The sequence below is a fragment of the Rubneribacter sp. genome (assembly GCF_965361815.1).
In genome coordinates this window covers 1-16,152 of sequence record NZ_CBDTNW010000181.1, presented here as the reverse complement: position 1 = coordinate 16,152, position 16,152 = coordinate 1, and the positions used below count along the sequence as shown (strand labels likewise).

At 61.3% G+C, this 16,152-nt stretch carries 18 protein-coding genes; 9 read left to right on the top strand and 9 right to left on the bottom strand.

Going from position 1 to position 16,152, the window contains the following annotated elements; genetic code table 11:
- Positions 1-30: 30 nt before the first annotated feature.
- Positions 31-1,902: an ATP-binding cassette domain-containing protein gene (locus ACWKY3_RS13085; RefSeq protein ID WP_449316836.1), complete on the bottom strand. Its 1,872-nt coding sequence runs from the start codon at positions 1,900-1,902 to the stop codon at positions 31-33.
- Between the two features lie 9 nt (positions 1,903-1,911).
- The gene (locus tag ACWKY3_RS13080) at positions 1,912-2,697 is read right to left on the bottom strand and encodes an ABC transporter permease (RefSeq protein WP_449316835.1); all 786 of its coding nucleotides are present in this window, start codon (positions 2,695-2,697) and stop codon (positions 1,912-1,914) included.
- Between the two features lie 487 nt (positions 2,698-3,184).
- Between ACWKY3_RS13080 and ACWKY3_RS13075 the strand changes: the two genes are divergently transcribed.
- From ACWKY3_RS13075 to ACWKY3_RS13060, 4 genes are all read left to right on the top strand, one after another.
- Positions 3,185-3,460, top strand: coding sequence for a hypothetical protein (locus tag ACWKY3_RS13075; RefSeq protein WP_449316834.1), 276 nt, complete (start codon positions 3,185-3,187; stop codon positions 3,458-3,460).
- Positions 3,457-3,729: a hypothetical protein gene (locus ACWKY3_RS13070; protein ID WP_449316833.1), complete on the top strand. Its 273-nt coding sequence runs from the start codon at positions 3,457-3,459 to the stop codon at positions 3,727-3,729. The genes ACWKY3_RS13075 and ACWKY3_RS13070 overlap by 4 nt, the downstream gene beginning before the upstream one ends.
- A 386-nt stretch (positions 3,730-4,115) precedes the next feature.
- Positions 4,116-4,502: an excisionase family DNA-binding protein gene (locus ACWKY3_RS13065; protein ID WP_449316832.1), complete on the top strand. Its 387-nt coding sequence runs from the start codon at positions 4,116-4,118 to the stop codon at positions 4,500-4,502.
- A 5-nt stretch (positions 4,503-4,507) separates the two neighbouring features.
- Entirely contained in the window at positions 4,508-5,086 is a 579-nt protein-coding gene (locus ACWKY3_RS13060; protein WP_449316831.1) for a PIN domain-containing protein, read from the top strand.
- A 142-nt stretch (positions 5,087-5,228) separates the two neighbouring features.
- On the opposite strand, the gene ACWKY3_RS13055 is transcribed toward ACWKY3_RS13060, so the two are convergent.
- Positions 5,229-6,494 carry a hypothetical protein gene (locus ACWKY3_RS13055; protein WP_449316830.1) on the bottom strand — a complete coding sequence of 422 codons (1,266 nt, stop codon included), beginning with the start codon at positions 6,492-6,494 and terminating at the stop codon, positions 5,229-5,231.
- Between the two features lie 489 nt (positions 6,495-6,983).
- Positions 6,984-7,346 (bottom strand): hypothetical protein, encoded by a 363-nt coding sequence (locus tag ACWKY3_RS13050; protein ID WP_449316829.1) that lies wholly within the window; start codon positions 7,344-7,346, stop codon positions 6,984-6,986.
- 775 nt (positions 7,347-8,121) lie between these two features.
- Here ACWKY3_RS13050 and ACWKY3_RS13045 point away from each other — a divergent pair.
- A complete protein-coding gene (locus tag ACWKY3_RS13045) occupies positions 8,122-9,951 on the top strand; it encodes a hypothetical protein (protein WP_449316828.1) in 1,830 nt (609 codons plus the stop codon).
- A 7-nt stretch (positions 9,952-9,958) separates the two neighbouring features.
- On the opposite strand, the gene ACWKY3_RS13040 is transcribed toward ACWKY3_RS13045, so the two are convergent.
- The 3 genes from ACWKY3_RS13040 to ACWKY3_RS13030 all read right to left on the bottom strand — a co-directional run bounded on the left by ACWKY3_RS13040 (position 9,959) and on the right by ACWKY3_RS13030 (position 12,157).
- Positions 9,959-10,975: a glycosyltransferase gene (locus ACWKY3_RS13040; RefSeq protein WP_449316827.1), complete on the bottom strand. Its 1,017-nt coding sequence runs from the start codon at positions 10,973-10,975 to the stop codon at positions 9,959-9,961.
- Between the two features lie 430 nt (positions 10,976-11,405).
- Positions 11,406-11,882, bottom strand: a complete 477-nt coding sequence (locus ACWKY3_RS13035; protein ID WP_449316826.1) for a GNAT family N-acetyltransferase — start codon at positions 11,880-11,882, stop codon at positions 11,406-11,408.
- Entirely contained in the window at positions 11,879-12,157 is a 279-nt protein-coding gene (locus ACWKY3_RS13030; protein ID WP_449316825.1) for a type II toxin-antitoxin system TacA family antitoxin, read from the bottom strand. The genes ACWKY3_RS13035 and ACWKY3_RS13030 overlap by 4 nt, the downstream gene beginning before the upstream one ends.
- A 526-nt stretch (positions 12,158-12,683) precedes the next feature.
- Between ACWKY3_RS13030 and ACWKY3_RS13025 the strand changes: the two genes are divergently transcribed.
- Entirely contained in the window at positions 12,684-12,953 is a 270-nt protein-coding gene (locus tag ACWKY3_RS13025; RefSeq protein WP_449316824.1) for an AbrB/MazE/SpoVT family DNA-binding domain-containing protein, read from the top strand.
- Positions 12,937-13,377: a type II toxin-antitoxin system VapC family toxin gene (locus tag ACWKY3_RS13020; RefSeq protein ID WP_449316823.1), complete on the top strand. Its 441-nt coding sequence runs from the start codon at positions 12,937-12,939 to the stop codon at positions 13,375-13,377. The genes ACWKY3_RS13025 and ACWKY3_RS13020 overlap by 17 nt, the downstream gene beginning before the upstream one ends.
- 438 nt (positions 13,378-13,815) lie before the next feature.
- Here ACWKY3_RS13020 and relB read toward each other — a convergent pair whose 3' ends face one another.
- Complete coding sequence (relB, locus tag ACWKY3_RS13015; RefSeq protein ID WP_449316822.1) at positions 13,816-14,064, bottom strand: type II toxin-antitoxin system RelB family antitoxin; 249 nt, start codon at positions 14,062-14,064, stop codon at positions 13,816-13,818.
- A gap of 79 nt (positions 14,065-14,143) precedes the next feature.
- On the bottom strand, positions 14,144-14,320 hold the full coding sequence (locus ACWKY3_RS13010) for a DUF6290 family protein (protein ID WP_449316821.1): 177 nt from the start codon (positions 14,318-14,320) through the stop codon (positions 14,144-14,146).
- Positions 14,321-14,771: 451 nt separating this feature from the next.
- On the opposite strand from ACWKY3_RS13010, the gene ACWKY3_RS13005 reads away from it, so the two are divergent.
- Entirely contained in the window at positions 14,772-15,809 is a 1,038-nt protein-coding gene (locus ACWKY3_RS13005) for a glycosyltransferase family 2 protein (protein WP_449316820.1), read from the top strand.
- Between the two features lie 41 nt (positions 15,810-15,850).
- Positions 15,851-16,144: a glycosyltransferase family 2 protein gene (locus tag ACWKY3_RS13000; RefSeq protein WP_449316819.1), complete on the top strand. Its 294-nt coding sequence runs from the start codon at positions 15,851-15,853 to the stop codon at positions 16,142-16,144.
- The last annotated feature ends 8 nt before the right edge of the window (positions 16,145-16,152 follow it).

Below are 16,152 nucleotides of genomic sequence, written 5' to 3'. Positions count from 1 at the left end.
TCCCTACTTCCCTCTCCAGGCCGGCTGCGCTCATTCGGCAAGCATGACCGCTTTCGCCAGTATCTCCTTGTCGAGCTTGCCGAATCGGATGTCGTCGCCCAAAAACGTCAGGTGCTTGACCGCGCCGCGCCGCCGCTTTATGTAGTCGAGCGCATGCGCCACGCTGTCCAGATCCTGCGTGTCCTCCAGCAGAAACGCCGAGTGGGTCTTTCCGGCGTAGGCGCCGGCGGCGAACGCGTCGAAGGGGTTCCAAACCGACGTGACTATCAAACGGTCGATGGAGATGCCGTCGAACCCGGGGCGGTCGGACGTCATGAGGTCGTTGATCAGCTCGTTGGCGTGGTAGGGGCCGTTTCCGCAGACGCGTTCGAACGTCGTGCCCGCAGCGGCGCATTCCGCAAGGAACGCTTCGGGCACGTGGACCTCGCCGCCGAGCACGAGCAGGTGCTTGAACGCGCCAAAGCGGAGGATGTCGGCGGTCTGCTCGTCCACCACGCCATGCTCGCGGACAAAGAACGTGGGCGTTTTCTTCCGGAACGTGTAGGGCAGAAACGAGATCAGGTCCCCCGTGCAGCCGTCGTAGGTGATGATGGCCGTGTCCCCCCACGTCGGGGAGCTTTCGCCGGCCGCGCCGCCGGTTGCGCGCTCCTTCCCGAACCGGTAAAGCTCGCGCGCGATGTCGCACGGGGCCTGGCCCTCTATGCGGACGATGTCCGCGTTTGAGGCGCATGCCCGGGCGGCCTGCCGGGCGACTTCGGATGACAAGACGCCCTCTCCTCCCACAAGGACGATCATGCGGGGCGCCAGCCGCTTAAGCTCCTGCGCGGTTATGTCGGGAACGCCGTCCTCCCTGGTCAAGAGCACGGGCGCGTCAAGTAAGCCGGACAGTCCCGCGCTCGCCAGGCAGGGCGAGGCCAGCTCGCCGGGGGCCAGGATGACGGTTCCCCCTTCGCCGTAGCCGCATTCCTCCACAAGCTTGGCGGCCGTGCCGTAGCGCGACTCCGCGCTGATGGTGTCCGTCAGACGCTCGGGTACGCTCACCTGCTCGTTCAGCATGGCGAACACGCGCTGCTCGGCCTCGGGGCTGCCGACGTGGCCGCCGAGCACGCGGTAGGTGCGGCAGACGTCCTCGGCGCTGCCGATCATGCGCGTGTGGCCCTTCTCTATCCAGATGGCCTTGTTGCACAGGCGCTCTATCTGGTCGTTGTTGTGGGAGACGATGAGCACCGTGACGTCGTGCTCCTTGATGAGCGTCATGATGCGCCGCTCGCACTTCTGCTGGAACATGAAGTCGCCGACGGAAAGCACCTCGTCCACGATGAGTATCTCCGGCACGATGACCGTGGCGATGGCGAACGCTATGCGCGCCACCATGCCCGAGGAGTAGTTCTTCATGGGCATGTCGAGGAACTTATCGATTTCGGCGAACTCCACTATCTCGTCGAAGTGCTGCCGGATGAAGCTTTTGGAGTAGCCGAGCAGCGCGCCGTTGAGGTAGATGTTCTCGCGGGCGGTCAGCTCGAAGTCGAAGCCCGCTCCCAGCTCGATGAGGGGGGCGATGTTGCCGTTGATGACGCACGACCCCTCGGTTGGCTCGAGCACGCCGGCGACGATCTTGAGCATGGTGGACTTGCCGGAGCCGTTCGTCCCCAGTATGCCGAACACGTCTCCTTTGCGCACCTCGAAGGAGACATCGTCCAGAGCGCGGAACTCCTTGAACATAAGCTCGCGGCGGGCGATGGCTATGGCGTACTCCTTCAGGCTGTTGAGCTGCTCGCTTGCCATGTTGAACACCATGGAGACATGGTCGACCGACACCATGACGGGGCGTCCGTCGGCGGGTTGGGCTTTTGTGTCGGCGGAGGGGCCGGCCAGGGGCGTGACGTTGACATTCTCGGGCATGGTGACCGCCTAAACGTAGAGGATGAACTTCTTCTCGGAGCGCTTGAACACGACGAGGCCCACGGCGAAGGTGATCAGCGCCATCCCCAGGCACACGAGGTTCTCCGTGATGCCGGGCCACGTTCCGTACATGACGATGTCGCGGAAATAGGTGACGTAGTGATACATTGGATTGAACGCCTCGGCCCGCTGCATCCAGTCGGGCAAAAGCGTTATGGGGTAGAACAGGGGCGTGGCGTAGGTCCAGGCGGTGATGACGACGCCCCAGAGGTGGCATACGTCGCGGAAGAACACGGCCAGGGCCGAAAGCAGCATGCCCAGCCCGCTGCAGAACAGCAGCATGTAGATGAGCAGAAGCGGCAGGGCCAGCAGGTTGAGCGTGGGCGCCACGCGGAAAAACACCATGACGATGGCCACCGCTATGAGCGATATGGCGAAGTTCACCAGCTGGAACAGGACCTTCTCCAAGGGAAAGATCGTCTTGGAGATACGGATCTTTTTGATGAGGGGCGCGGATTCCAAAATGGAGGTCATGGCGCCGCCGGTGGAGTCGGCCATGAGGGCGAACAGGACGTTTCCCAAGATGAGGTAAAGCGGGAAGTTCTCCACGTCGCCGAATTTGAGGACGTTGGTGAACACGGCGGCCAGCACGCACATCATGAGCAGCGGGTTCAGGACCGACCACAGGACGCCGAGCATGCTGCGGCGGTACTTGAGCTTGAAGTCCTTCGAGACGAGGGACGCGATGGTGAACCAGTTCCGCTTCAGGGAAGATGCGTGTGCGTTGCGCGCCATGGTGCTCCTCGGTCATCCGTCGTCGGACAATGCTGCTGCCGAATTCGGCAAACCATGATTCTAGCATATGGGGACGCCGATGCCGCAGCGTCATGAAATGAACGGGGAGGGGCGGTTTGTAAGATGATGGCTTGCAAGATGGCGTAGGGCCTCCTGCGCGGTGCGGGCCGAGGGGGCGAACCGGGAGGGGGGTGGGGCGGGCTGTGGGGCGGGATCGTGGAACGTGGGGCTGGGGCCGGTCGTTGGGGCGGGCTGGGGCGGACCGAAGCTCGTTACGGTAACGAATTGGCAAAAAATCCTCGATCCATTACCGTAATGGGGAAGGGGAAGGTGTTCGGTTGAATGTTCGATCGACTAGGTCGCAAGAAAGCGCTCGGCGGCTGATGCGGGCTTGCCGCGCTGAGTTCGGAAGAAGAGTAAAAGGGATTTTTCCTCTAAATTGTGATAATATGCTTTATTAACGATGGCTATCACCAAGGAGGATGATGTGGAAAGAATCATCGTTCTCGATAGGGTGCCGGAAAACCACCCGGAGGTGTCTAAGGAGGATGCGGCAGCAGCGTGGAGCCACTGCATAGCCTGTACGCCAGCGTTCGACAAAGACCCAGACCGCTACATCGCCATCGGCATAGATGACAAAGGCAGGCAGGTTGAGTTGGTGGTCATCAGGAAAGACGGCGGGGTTTGGCTGATAATCCACGCGCAGACATCGCCTCAGCACGATATCAAGAGCAGGCTTGGATTCGGAAGGAGGAGATCATGAACGACAAAGAGCTTTGTGAGGTGTTCGGGACGACGCTAGAGGACGTTGAGCACGAGGTCGCCAAGGTCGAAGCGGGTGACTATTCCAGCTTCGACTTCTCGCGCGTGATCATGGGAAGCCCGATGCGGGAGGAGCGGTTGAGGATGATTTCCGCACCTATTGGAGAGTCCCGCATCGCCGCCATCAAACGTGTGACGAGCGAGCAGGGGATAAGCCGTGCCGAGTTCGTCCGCCGCGCCATCGACCACGAGTTGATGGCTATGTCTTAGGAAGAAAAAAGATCGCCGGTCGGCCGCCGGCCGGCAGGCGACAGGGCGCAAACCGCCGCAAGCGCGGTCGCCCGGCAAAGGACTCTCGGCGCCGCTCCCAGAAAGCGCGTGCGCTGACTTCCCGCCGAAAACCTGAGAACCGCCGAACGCGGCCAGGCCGTCTTTCAAGGCGGCCTTTTTCGCGCACTTTCCCACCCTTCTTTCCGACCTTCCGCAGCGCCGAACGCCGGATTTTTGAGGCCGGTCCCCCCTCGCTGCGCTCGGGGGAGGGCAGGTGGGGCTTGTCCCCGCAGGGGACGGGTCCCACCGCAAGATTGCTCAAAAGTTGTCTGTTTTGTCCGTTTGTGCTATGGTGGCCTCGCAGAGGCTGCTGAAGGAGGAGCGCGATGACGGCAACGTTGATAGACAGCAAGGGCAACGCAATGGCGCTGGACGCCAAAGCGTACGACGCCGTTCAAACGGTCTTGCAGGCGCTGGGCCTTGCTCCCGAACCCAAAGTTCCTTCTGACGTCCGGCTTACCACGGGTCAGGCGGCAAAAATAGTGGGCACTTCATCAAAAACCATAGCTCGTCTCATCGATGCGGGCAGGCTTCCGGGGGCGCGTATGGGCAAAGGTCATCGCAGCGTTATGCTTTCCGACCTCATGGAGTTCGATCGCCTTTCCAAGGCCAATGCGAAGGCGAATCTTCAAGAAATGCGCGACATTGCGGAAGAGGACGGATGGTACGATCACGATCAAGCCGTTTCTGCGTATTTGGATAGCCTCTCGTGAATGATATGACAATCAGGGCGTTTATAGATGCCAACGTGTTTGTCGCATCGTGGACGGCGGACGCCATCCTCACATTTGCGGAACAAGGATTTTTCGAGCCGCGGTGGACGAAGTTGGTGGAAGAGGAGGCCAAAAAGGCGTTCAAAATGGTGCATGCGTGCAGCACGGCCAGGGCGGAACGCTACTTCGCCGCTGCGAACAGGGCGTTTCCCTATGCTTATGCGGAGGTCGATCCAGCCGATTTCGAAGGCGTAAGTTTGCCCGATCCCGATGACGCCCATATTGTTGCTGGCGCCAAGGCGTCGAATTGCGACTTCATCGTTACGTACAATCTCAAAGACTTTCCAGCTGACGCGCTGGCTCCGCATGGCGTGCGCGCGGTTGGTCCCGACGAGTTTCTCATGAGGTTCGCGGAGGCCGATCCGCGAGGTGCGATCTTTGCTGTTCGGGGGCTTGTGGCCGCTAAAAAACGCCCGCCTCGCACTATGGAGACAGAGATCGGTGGCCTTAGGCGTAACAAACTCGATAGGTTCGCGGATTTCCTTGCAAGTTGCTATGGCGTCGAGGAGCGATGCGGCTCCTGACGAAAATGCAATCGAAGGGGCAGCTTCTTGTTTGGAACCAGTTGATCGATTCGCTGTGACCGGCGCCGGTGATTGTCGGTTTAGGCGGTTCTCCAGCTCCCATGGTTGATTTCTGTTGTTGTTGAGGGAAAATGTTCCATCCTCAAGGGAACCTGGGCACGCCGCGCAGTATCTCGTCGACCTCCCTCCGGCTTTCCGCGCTGTGGCCGAGGCCCCTGCGGCGCCTCCCCCATTCGACCCGCTCGTAGCGCGCGCCCAGGTGCTCGACGTGCCTCTCCTCCGAGAACGGGTCGAGGCGCAGCAGGACCCTCGTGCCGTTGCGCAGCCCGTCGATGACCCCGTCCGGGTCGACGAGCTTGTAGTAGACGTTGCCCAGGCTGACCATCCCCTCCCTCACCACGCGCGGGTAGGTCGCCCTGAAGGTCTTCCCGTAGTCGATCCCCTCGGGCGCCGGGAGGAAGGCGTCGCGCGGGTCGGCGGGGGCGAAGGAGGGCTTGGCGTTCAGGTAGGGCGCGTAGAAGCCGTTGAACCACTCGTCGATCGCGTCGTAGGACGACGCCCCGAACCTGAGGAGGTCGTTCGCCAGCCTCCCCTGGACCGTCCTGTTGCAGCGCTCGACGCGGCCCTTCGCCTGGGGGGAGCCGGCGAATATGACCTTCGCCCCGAGCGACTCCAGGGCGCGCGCCAGCCCGGTGGGCGCGCCGGTGCGGGGCGACCGCAGGACCGTCGTCTTGTCCGCGTAGACGGCCCGGGGGACGCCGTAGCGCGAGAGCACCTCGCGGGACATGCGGGCGTACTCCCGGTGGCACTCGGTCGGCATGAAGGAGCCTCCGAGCACGGAGCTCGTGGCGTCGTCGACCGCGAGGCGCGGCACGCGCGTGTCGCCGTCCCCGAGCCAGTCGCCGAAGGTCCCGCCCGCCTGCACGAGCATGCCGCGGCGCGGGCTCGGCTCCCTGATGTCGTGGCGCCCCTGCGCCCCGGCCGCCTCCGCGGGCCTCTCGGCCGGCGACCTCCAGCCCTCCCGCCTGAACAGGTCCCGGAACCAGCTCTCGCTGCGCTCCGCGAGCCCCAGGTCGCGGACGAGCCCCGCCCTCTCGGGGTTGCGCACGACGTCCTCGTGGCAGATGTCCTTGAGGTGGGCCATGGTTATCGCCCCGTAGGACTCCTTCAGCCCCCGGACAAGCCCCGCCTCGGAGTCCGAGGCGGGGCTCGGGGGCCTCCTGCCCGCGTTGCCGTGCCTCAGGATCTCCTCGTCGGGCAGCCCCTCGCGGATCTGCGCCAGCAGGCGCGTGAGCTGCTTCCTCCCGTAGCCCGTCCTCTCCGATATCGCGGCGTACGTGTGCGCCGCGCCCTCCTCGCGCTCCCGCAGGAGCGAGACCGCCAGCCGCTTGTCCTTTTGCTGCGACATCCCGCATCACCTCCATGCGAGATTGTCTCGCCTCGATGGGACATTTTCCCTAAACGACAAACACAAAGTCATCCGAACACTTTAGCGGAACGGGGGCTTTCCCGGTTAGTCGAACACCCTATGGCTGGGGAGGATGACGCGCGGTCTGCGGATTCGCAGGGAGGCGGCCTTTTCGCGGGGCGTTCGGATGAGCTTGAGAGTATGGCTCCGCCATGCCCGCCCAAACCGATCCCGGGTTCATCCGAACGGGTCGCCGGAGGTCTATCCTATTGTCGGCCTCGGGTCTCTGGCAGATGGGCGGCGGCCCCCCCCTCTCAACTCGCGTCCGGTCCAGGGCGCGCGGGGCCAGGTCGAGTTCCCCGTAGGGGACCTCGCGGATCCCGAGCGCATCCATGAGCGCGCCCGCCTCCTCCGGCATGACGGCCTCGAGCATCGCGAGGGGGCTCAGCCCCACGAGCAACGGCCTGGGCATCGAGCTGAGCCGGTTCATCAGCTCCGCGCAGTCCCGCCCGTCCAGGGCGTCGAAGCTGATCCCGCGCCCTTGGGCAGGAGCTTTCGCAACTCCGCGTGGTTGCGCTCGCAGCCCGCCTTCTGCTGGGATTGGCGTACGCCACAGTAGAGCACGCGGCACCTAAGGAAGGCTCCAGCGAGGACCGGCTTCTCAAGCGCCCCGAAGTCGGAGAACTCGGCCCCGTTGTCCGCCATGACCAGGCTGAGGAGCCTCTTGAACGCCTCCCCGCCCAAAGCGCACTCGAGCGAGTCGAAGGCGCCCGCGACGGCCCCCGCGTCCTCTCGGGCAGCAGGAACGCCAGCTGTACGCGCGAGGACCGGTGGTACAGGGTGAGCGAGCACTGGACGTCGCGCACCCTCCCAATCGCGCAGTCCATCTCGCAGGCGGCCGCGCGCTCCTCACCGGGCGGGGACAGGAACGTCGCGCGGGAGCGCTCGGGGCCGTGCGCGGTGGGCCTGGGCTCGGCACGGCCCCTCCTCGGCTTGTAGCAGACCTTCCTCCTGAGGTCCATGTTGGACATGCCCGCGTAGCCACGCTCGATCCAGCGGTAGATGGTGGAGGGCGACACCTCGAGCTGCCCCCCCCCTTTTTTTTCTCGTCTCGATGATCTGGGCGGGCGAGAGCCCGCGCGCCACGTCGGCGCGCACCGCCGCCATCATCGCCTCGAAGTCCTCTTCGCGGGCGTTTACGCCCCGGTAGTGGTGGTACCTGCATCCGTTGCACATCCACGGCCGCCTCAGGAGCTTGGGGGCGCGCGTTCTCGGGGGCGCCTTCGACGCGCCCTCCCTTGCCGGGACTCTTGGCGACCGTGCGGTTGCGCCGCACCTCGTCGGACACCGTGGCGATCGACCTCCCGCTCTCGCGCCCGTTGGGCCTGCGCTCTATGACGGCCCCCCTCGGCCCTTTCCGGCCTGAAGCGGGACCCGAGAGAAAACACTAAGTGTTCGGATGGTTTCGCGATTCAAGCTGTTGATGTCCACTGTAAGGGACGTGTATTCGTTTTGCGTAGCACCAGGAGTGCCCACACTTAGTTTGTATAATGAATGGGTTTTAAGACTTCGATGCTGCGAGCACGCCGCAAATGAACAAGAGCAACATCCTTAAAGGAGAGTATCGTTGATTTTTAAATTGGCCAACATTCTGCTCGAGGACAATGACCGGGCTCGGAATTACCCCGACTTGTATTGCCGGACGAGTAGCCCCATCCCTGCATGCAAAGACGATGGCTCCTTCATTCTCTTTCCCTACTCGCAATTTGATTTCGCAACGTTCTTCAACGCGCTTTCTGTGAAAAAATGGCGACGGTATACGGTTGTCCGGAATGTCGGTGTTCATCTTGAGATCTCCGGTAAGGCAGAGGTGACATTCTGCCGCCTCGATGCGACAATGGCTGCTCCAAAACGGACGGTGCTCGGTTCGATAGAAGTTGATTCAGAAGCGTTCTCCGAGATCGATTACGATTTCGTTGGGGATGACGATGCCGATATGCTCGCTTTCGAACTTGTCACATATGGAATGTGTCGCATAAAGAACAGTTTCTACTACGCTTACGTCAATGAGGGCGATGTCCGTCCTGTTGAACTCGCTCTTTCCACAACAACGTTTAGACAAGAAGAGTTCATCCTTGCTAACATCGATTTGTTCAAGAAGGAAATCTTTGGCTGCCAAGATGACATAGCGCAGCACTTCACTATGCTCGTCATCGACAACGGTCGTACATTGGATGCCGAAACGCTGTCGGGTGATGGTGTAAGGGTGTTCCCGAATAAGAACGTGGGCGGGGCTGGTGGCTTCGCGCGAGGCATGATAGAGGCGATGCGCCTTGAAAAGCCTGCGACTCACGTGTTGCTCATGGATGACGATGTTCAGATTTCAACTGAAAGCCTGAAAAGAACTTATCAGCTGCTTTCGATCGTGAACGACGAATACAAGGATTCCTATGTAAGCGGTGCAATGATGTCCTATGAAAGGCAAAACGAGTTTCATGAGGATATCGGGTGGGTCCGAAACGACGGTCTATACGGCCCCATCAAGGCAAGCATGGAAGTTGATCTGTTGGAAAATGTGGTGGCCAACGATGTTATTGCCATTCAAAAACCTAATCGTTATGTTGGATGGTGGTATTGCTGCATTCCGGTTGAGACTATCAAGCGGATAGGACTTCCCCTGCCTGTGTTCATCAGAGGGGATGATGCTGAATACGGAAACCGGGGCGCTACGCACATTATCACAATGAATGGCATTTGCGTGTGGCATCTGACCCTTGCCTTAAAATATCGAGCTCATTTGGAGCGATATCAAGTTCCCCGGAACAGTCTGATTGCGCAATCGACAACAGGCGTGTACGCCCATGTCGATTTCATGGAGCAGTTCAGGCATAATTTTCAACTTGACTTGAAAACGTTTAACTACGATAGTGCCGAATTGTCGCTCATGGCGTTGGAAGACTATTTGAAAGGCCCTGAATTCATCATGGAGGATTGTGGGGAAGAGGTCCTGAAAAAGACCACGGTGAAGAACGAGAAACCTGTCGCTCTTGATCTGATAGAGGATGATCGGGTCGATCAGGTGGTAGTTGACCCTCGCATGCTTTACGATAATCCGCCGCGCTCGCTCTTTCAGCGGCTCGTGGATTACCTTTTTTATAACGGTCACCGTCTCCCCGACTTTCTTCTGAGGGGCGATCTTGCCGTGATTCCTTGGGATGGGTGGTTCTACCCATCGGGGTCCGTACGTATGCACAAAGAGGTGCTGGCTGTCACCAAGGACGGAAAGCAGGGGATTGTTCGCAAGATGGACAAACGGCGCTTCAAGGAACTCAATGGACGCTACAAGCGGTTGATGAGGCGCTATGAGCGTGATAAAGAGGAAGTGAAAGCTCGCTATGCTGCAGCGCGCGAGGAGATGACCTCGGAAGCGTTCTGGAGAAAGTATCTGGAGATCTAGCGTCTTCTCACCCCCGCGAAAGCCGGTAAGCCAGGCGCTTCGCCAGGGGCAAAGAGCGTTCGTAAGCGGCTTTGTAGGACGGCAGGATACGCTTGAAGCGCTTCACATCCTGGGGGTTGATGCGCTCCTGCATGCGCGCTATGCAGGAGCGCACGAGCGGATCCGATCGATCGAAGTCGTTCAGGAGCATCTCCAAGTAGGAGCAGCCTCGGCTGCAGTGCGCTTCCAGGACGCCTTCGTTTGAGACGTTGAGCCGGCGTACGATGTCGTCCATCTCCAGCCATCGGTCGGCGATGACGCAAGGGTCTTTGAGCCCTCCCGCCAGCGCGGCGGAGAACTCCCGGTAATGGTAAAGCGGCTCGTCAAGGTAGACGATGGAGCGCGCGGCGAGCATGGTCTCCATGAGGAAGGGGTTGTCGGTCCACCCGGCGCCCGGCGCCTCGACAAATGATATCCCGTTGTCTTGGAGGAAGTCTCTGCGGTAGATCGCGCTCCAGATGCTCGGATGGTGGAGCAGCAGCTCGGCATCGTCGTAGATGGTGAAGGGCTGGTTGGCGAAACGGACCTTTCCCAGATAGAAGCACGGCTCTACGTGCTCGTTCGGAGCGCCGGCCTCGCAGACGCGCCAGTACGCCGCCTTCACGATGTCCGGGGTGCCGTGCGCCTGCGCCGCTTGGCAGAGGGTTTTGTAGCAGGCGGGCGTCACGAAGTCGTCGGGTTCGACGATGCCCACGTACGTCCCCGACGACAGGGATATCCCTTCGTTCACGGCGCTTCCGTACCCGCCGTTTGCGCGATGGACGACGCGCAAACGTGGGACGCGCGCCTGCGCGTCGTCGAGGATCTGCGGAGACCCGTCTGTCGATCCGTCGTCCACGCAGATGATCTCCTGCACGCAGGACGCTTGGCATGCGAGGCTTTCCAGGCATTGCGCCAGGTAGCGTTCGACGTTGTACACAGGGACGACAACCGAGACGGTTGGAAGGGCCGAGGGGTCGTTGGTGCTATAGGTGGTGGGGTTCAATGTGATGTCCTTGCCGTAGGGGTGTTTTGAAAGCTCGAAAGAAAGCTGCGCATACGATGCGGTCCTCGGGATGCCTTGGTCAAGGCAAGGTTGCGTTCATGCGGCCTCACGGAGCGGCACCTCGTCTTTTTCTGCGCGCTTGCGGAGCGCGGGGCGCATGCGCTCGGGAGGGTTCGTCGCAATCTTCGCTATGTCCTGCGCGGTGGGCTGCATGCCTCAAGTATACCATCGCGATACAAGGAGGCGGGACGCATGCCCTGGAAGGGACGCAGGTTCCTGGCGCTTTTGACGCTCGGCTCGAAGACGGCTTTCTTCTGCCAAAAGCCGGCCCGATCTCTGCTAAACCAACGTTGGAACGGGTCCCGCCGGAGGCGGCTCGCGCGACAGGTCGGTCCGTGTCAGCGGTGGTTGAGCGGCAAGCCAAGCCGGCCTAAGAAAGCCGAAGCGCCATCTGGCTGGTTCCCGGAAGACGCGAGAAGCCAAAATGCTCGTAGAACGATGCCGCGTCTTCGTTGGCGGGTTCCACGATAAGCGCCCGCGCTCCGGCGATTGCCGCTACCTTCAAGGCGTTCTGGATGGCGTCGCGAAGAAGCGATGCGCCAAGCCCGCGGCCTTTGAAACGCTCGTCTACGCCCATCATGCCCAAAAGCACGGCGGGAACCTGAGCGGGCGCGTTGCGTGCGAACCATCCGCCGCAGACGTCCGCCCGAGAGACGGAATGCGAACTCAAGGTGTAGAAGCCGGCCACGTCGCTTTCATGGTAGACGACGTACACAACGGCAGATCCGCGTTTTCGCGCCGAGGCGGAATGGTCCCGCACCCAGCTATCGACGGTTTCGTCGCCGCAACTAAACCCTTCTATTCCCGTGCCGGTCGCAAGTTGAACGGGTTTCGAAAAGCCGCTCATTCCCAGATTGCTTTCCGGGAGAGGAGTTCCTGGACGGCTTCCGGCACGGGCGATTCCAGGATTTCGCAAAAGGCGTCGAACGCGTCGGGGGAGAGAAAGGTGGTGGTTGCTTCGGCGATGTCGCGCCGCGCGCTCTCGTCGAGATGCGCCGTGGCCCATTGAGTGAGCGTTTGGCCGCGAAGCGAAGCGGCCTGCTCGTAGCTTGCCCGTTGCGGCTGCGTGAGCCGAAGGTCCATCCGGTAACGCTTGTCATGCTTTTCCAGTGTTGTGGGCACGATCGCCCCCTTTCCCTTGGCTGCTTTGCTGGATACTGTACGTATTTTTTCCGTACGAATCAATATGAATCACGAAGGACGCACAGGAGCATCGTCGCGGGTTCGACGTGCCCGCTCTGCCCCGCGCAGCGGGCCGCGCACGCGTTGCGCCCGTGGCCGGTCGCGATGGCGAGCACAACAAGCTCGCCATCGCGTATCCCGCTTGCTGCGAGAACGTCTTGAAGTAGCCGATGCGGCTCTGGAACGCGAGCAGATGAAAGCGCGCGGTTTCTGGTCGCGCTTAAGGCAAAAACTAATCGGCAGTGGGCAGTGAATGCGGGGGGCGGCTTCGCCATACGGGCAACTCGCGCACCGATGTAGCTTCGCTTCGTCCCGGAGAGTGCACGCGGATGGGTGCGCAGTGATGGGGCGCAAGCATCCCATACCTCGGCTTGGAAGATAACATTGTCATGACGATATGTCATGACAATGTTATAATGCTTCCGTAGTCGTAAGGACTTCGGCGGCGGAGAAGAGAGGTGATGCAATGGTTACAGCTACGGTAGTGAAATCGGGCAACAGCAAGGCTATCAGCCTTCCAAAATCGCTCGGTGCCGTTGATTTCACGATAGGCAGCAAGGTGGAAATCGACTTGCTGGACGATTCAACGCTCGCAGTCAGATTGAAGTCGGACGCTGTCGGCAGGCTCCGGGCTTTTGACGAACTTATCAGATTCTCGGAAAGCGCGCCGAGTGTTCCGTGGGATGATGACAGTCGGGAAGCTGACAGAAAGCTGTTGGGTGATCGACTTGTCTAAGCTCAGAATCTTAGTCGATACCAACGTGCTGTTGGATTTGGTCTCGAAGGACAGGCCCGCACACGAAAGAGTTGTCCAAGCGGTGAGGAACGTCATCGCCGCTTCGGGTGAGATGCTGGTTGCGACAAGTTCGCTGAAAGACGTCTATTGCATATACGCCAGGCATTACGGATGCGAGAGCGCGGCCCACGAAGCCGTTTCGTATTTGGAAGACGTTTTCGATTTGAGAAGCCTAGAACCGAAGCACGTCAGAAAGGCCCTTCTTTCACCCGAACCCGACTTCGAGGATGGGATAGTGCGCGCCATTGCAGAGGATGAGGGTTGCGACTACATTCTCACGCGCGATGCCAAAGGGTTCGACGGCTCGAAAGCGCCGAAAATTGAACCGGAAGAGCTTTCCGTATTCGCAACTGAAAAGCGATGAGCAGGGTGCAAGACGAAGTGTGGGAAGCGTGTTAGGGTCGATGCGAGTCGCGTGCATGGTGTCGAGCGGCGCGGGGTGGTGTAATCGGGAAGCCGGCAAAGCCCGCTGTCTCTTAACTGGCTACGGGCGGCGCAGGTTGACATTAGGGTCGGTAGCTGCCGCTGCCGAAAGCCTGCGTCTTTCGGCTAGCCCTACCGGGAGCGCGGCCTCTACCTGATTTGCACCTACTAGGTACAAGACTCCGATGAGCGGTTTGCACCTATACGGCGCTTGTCAGGAGGCCGGCCTGCCCACTAAAGGGGCGGCAACGTCGTCGGCTTACGTCTCCTCCCAAGGGGGATGTTCCCCCTTGACCCCTGCGGGCACCTGCAATCAAAAAAGCGTGACATATTTTCCGAAGCTGTTTTAAGGCTGCGTCTGTGTACTCTAAGTTCCAGCTCATCGCAACCCGAACTCGCGCATAACTTCATCCATTGAGTAGGTTACGGGATTCGCTTCATAAGCTGCTTTTGCTTCTATCCAGTCTCGCATGTCCATTTCACCTTCGATTCTGTCAAGCGCCGACCCAAGCATAAAATCCGCCATGGATATGCCGTGCATTTTTGCGTACTCGCTGATAAGTTTCTTTTGGCTGCTTTTCATGCGCAGCGTATACGTCGTTTGAGCGTCTTGCGCTAGGGTACTCATACTTACTCCTTTCCGTTTATGTTGCATTGTGACATAAACGGAAAGAAAGGCTGCTCATAGACACGCAGGCGTGTTTGCGTTAAGGCGTGATTTTCTTGGCGATCTTGGAGGCCGGTGTGATAACAGGGTCGGCATCGAATTCGGCCTTGGCCTCATTCCAAGCCTTTAGGTCAAGCTCGTCCTTGATGCGCTCAAGAGCGGTGCGACGCATAAAATCAGATGCAGTCGCTCCGAATGCTTCATCGCGGTGCCGCACGCTCCGCTGCTAATCCGGGGTCGACAGGGGTCGGGTCGGCCCGTCGGGCAAAGCCCTGCCGGCGTTTCGGAAAGCCCCGCCGGCCCGACGGGCGGGGTCCTCCGAAGCGCCCGACCAGGGGAAGCTCGGCTCAAGAGTTGGCCAGCACAGGTCCGCGCCAGTCCTAACGGAGGGGTCCCGTAGGTCTGGATAGGTTTGGATTGGAGGGGCAGGACAGAGGGCTCATAGGCCTGGATTAGGGGGCAGGGCGCGCGGGCGACATGGCGGAGCTGTGTGCGGGTCGCCTTGCCGGGGCGCGGTGTAGTATCATGTTCCGGCGAGCCTCCGCTTGCCGCTGTTCTGGTGAATGGCAAGGCGAAAGAGCGGCAGCGGGGATTGGCGCTGTCGGAGGATGGATGTCGCACCCGAGGTAAGGACGGTGTCTGTGTTTTGCGCCAAAGGCGAATCGACCATGCGCGTATCGGTGGTTGTTCCCATCTACAACGCTGAGCGCTATCTGCGGCAGTGCCTGGACAGCCTTGCCGCGCAGCGGCTCGAAGGTGTGGAGTTCCTCTGCGTGGACGACGGTTCGACGGACGGGTCCGCGGCCATCGCGCGCGAGTACGCCAAGGCCGACCCCCGCTTCAAGGTGCTCTCGAAGCCCAACGGCGGGTACGGGCACGCCGTCAATTTCGGTTTCGATCGCGCGGAGGGGGACTACGTCGGCATCTTGGAGGCGGACGACTTCTGCGTGCCGGACATGTTCGAGCGCCTGCACGCGGTCGCCGTCGAGCACGACGCGGACGTGGTGCGGTCGAGCTACAACCTGTATTGGTCCAGGCCCGAGGAGCGCAGGGAGTTCCAAGAGTGCGCGCCCGAGGCCGAATGCGGGTTAGCGTTCGACCCGCGCGCCTTGACGGGCTGCTTCCTCTTGCCGCCGGCGCTGTGGTCGATGCTCGTGCGCCGATCCCTTGTCGCCGAAAACGGCTTGCGCTTCCTGGAAAGCCCGGGGGCGTCCTACCAGGACACGGCGTTTAGCTTCAAGGTGTGGGCTTGCGCCCGCCGCGCGGTGTACGTTCACGAGGCGTTGCTGGACTACCGGCAGGACAACGAGGCGTCGTCCATCAACCAAAAGGACAAGCTTCGCTGCGTGCCGGAGGAGTACGCCGAGCTGGAGCGCTTCCTGCGGGAGGGCGGCGCGCGCTTTGACGGGCTGCTTCCCATCATGATGAAGCGCAAGTTCGCCGCGTACGCGTGGAACTACGACCGTTTGGCCGCCGAGCTGCACCGCCCCTTCGCCGACCTGGCGGCGGGGGAGTTCCGCGGGGCGCTGTCCGAGGGGCTTATGGACCAGGACCTGTTCTCCTCCGACGAGTGGAGCGACCTGATGCTGCTTGCGCGGGATCCGGGGCGGTTCGTCGCCCTGCGCGACGGCGACGGGCGCGGGTTGAGGCGGTTTCGGCGGGCCGAGCGCGTGCGGCGCGCGCTGGGCGTGGGCAGCGGCAGGTAGCGCCCCCCGTGCGGGCGGCGCAGGACGTTCGAAGGACGGATATGAGCGACAACGAAGAGCGCGCGGGCGAGCAGACGGGCTGCGGCGGCGCCCGGCCCGAGGTGACGCTGGTCGTCACGGCGCACAACATGGAGGACTGCCTGGGGGAGGCCCTGGCGTCGCTGGCCGCGCAGACGTTCGGCGACTTTCGCGCCATCGTCGTGGAGGACGGGTCCTTGGACGGAACGTACGCGGTGGCCGAGGCGTTCTGCGCGTCGGACGGGCGCTTCTCGGTCGTGCGTACCGAGGGCCTGGGGGCCGCCGGCGCACGCACCAGGGGACTGGAGGTGGTGTAATCGCCGTT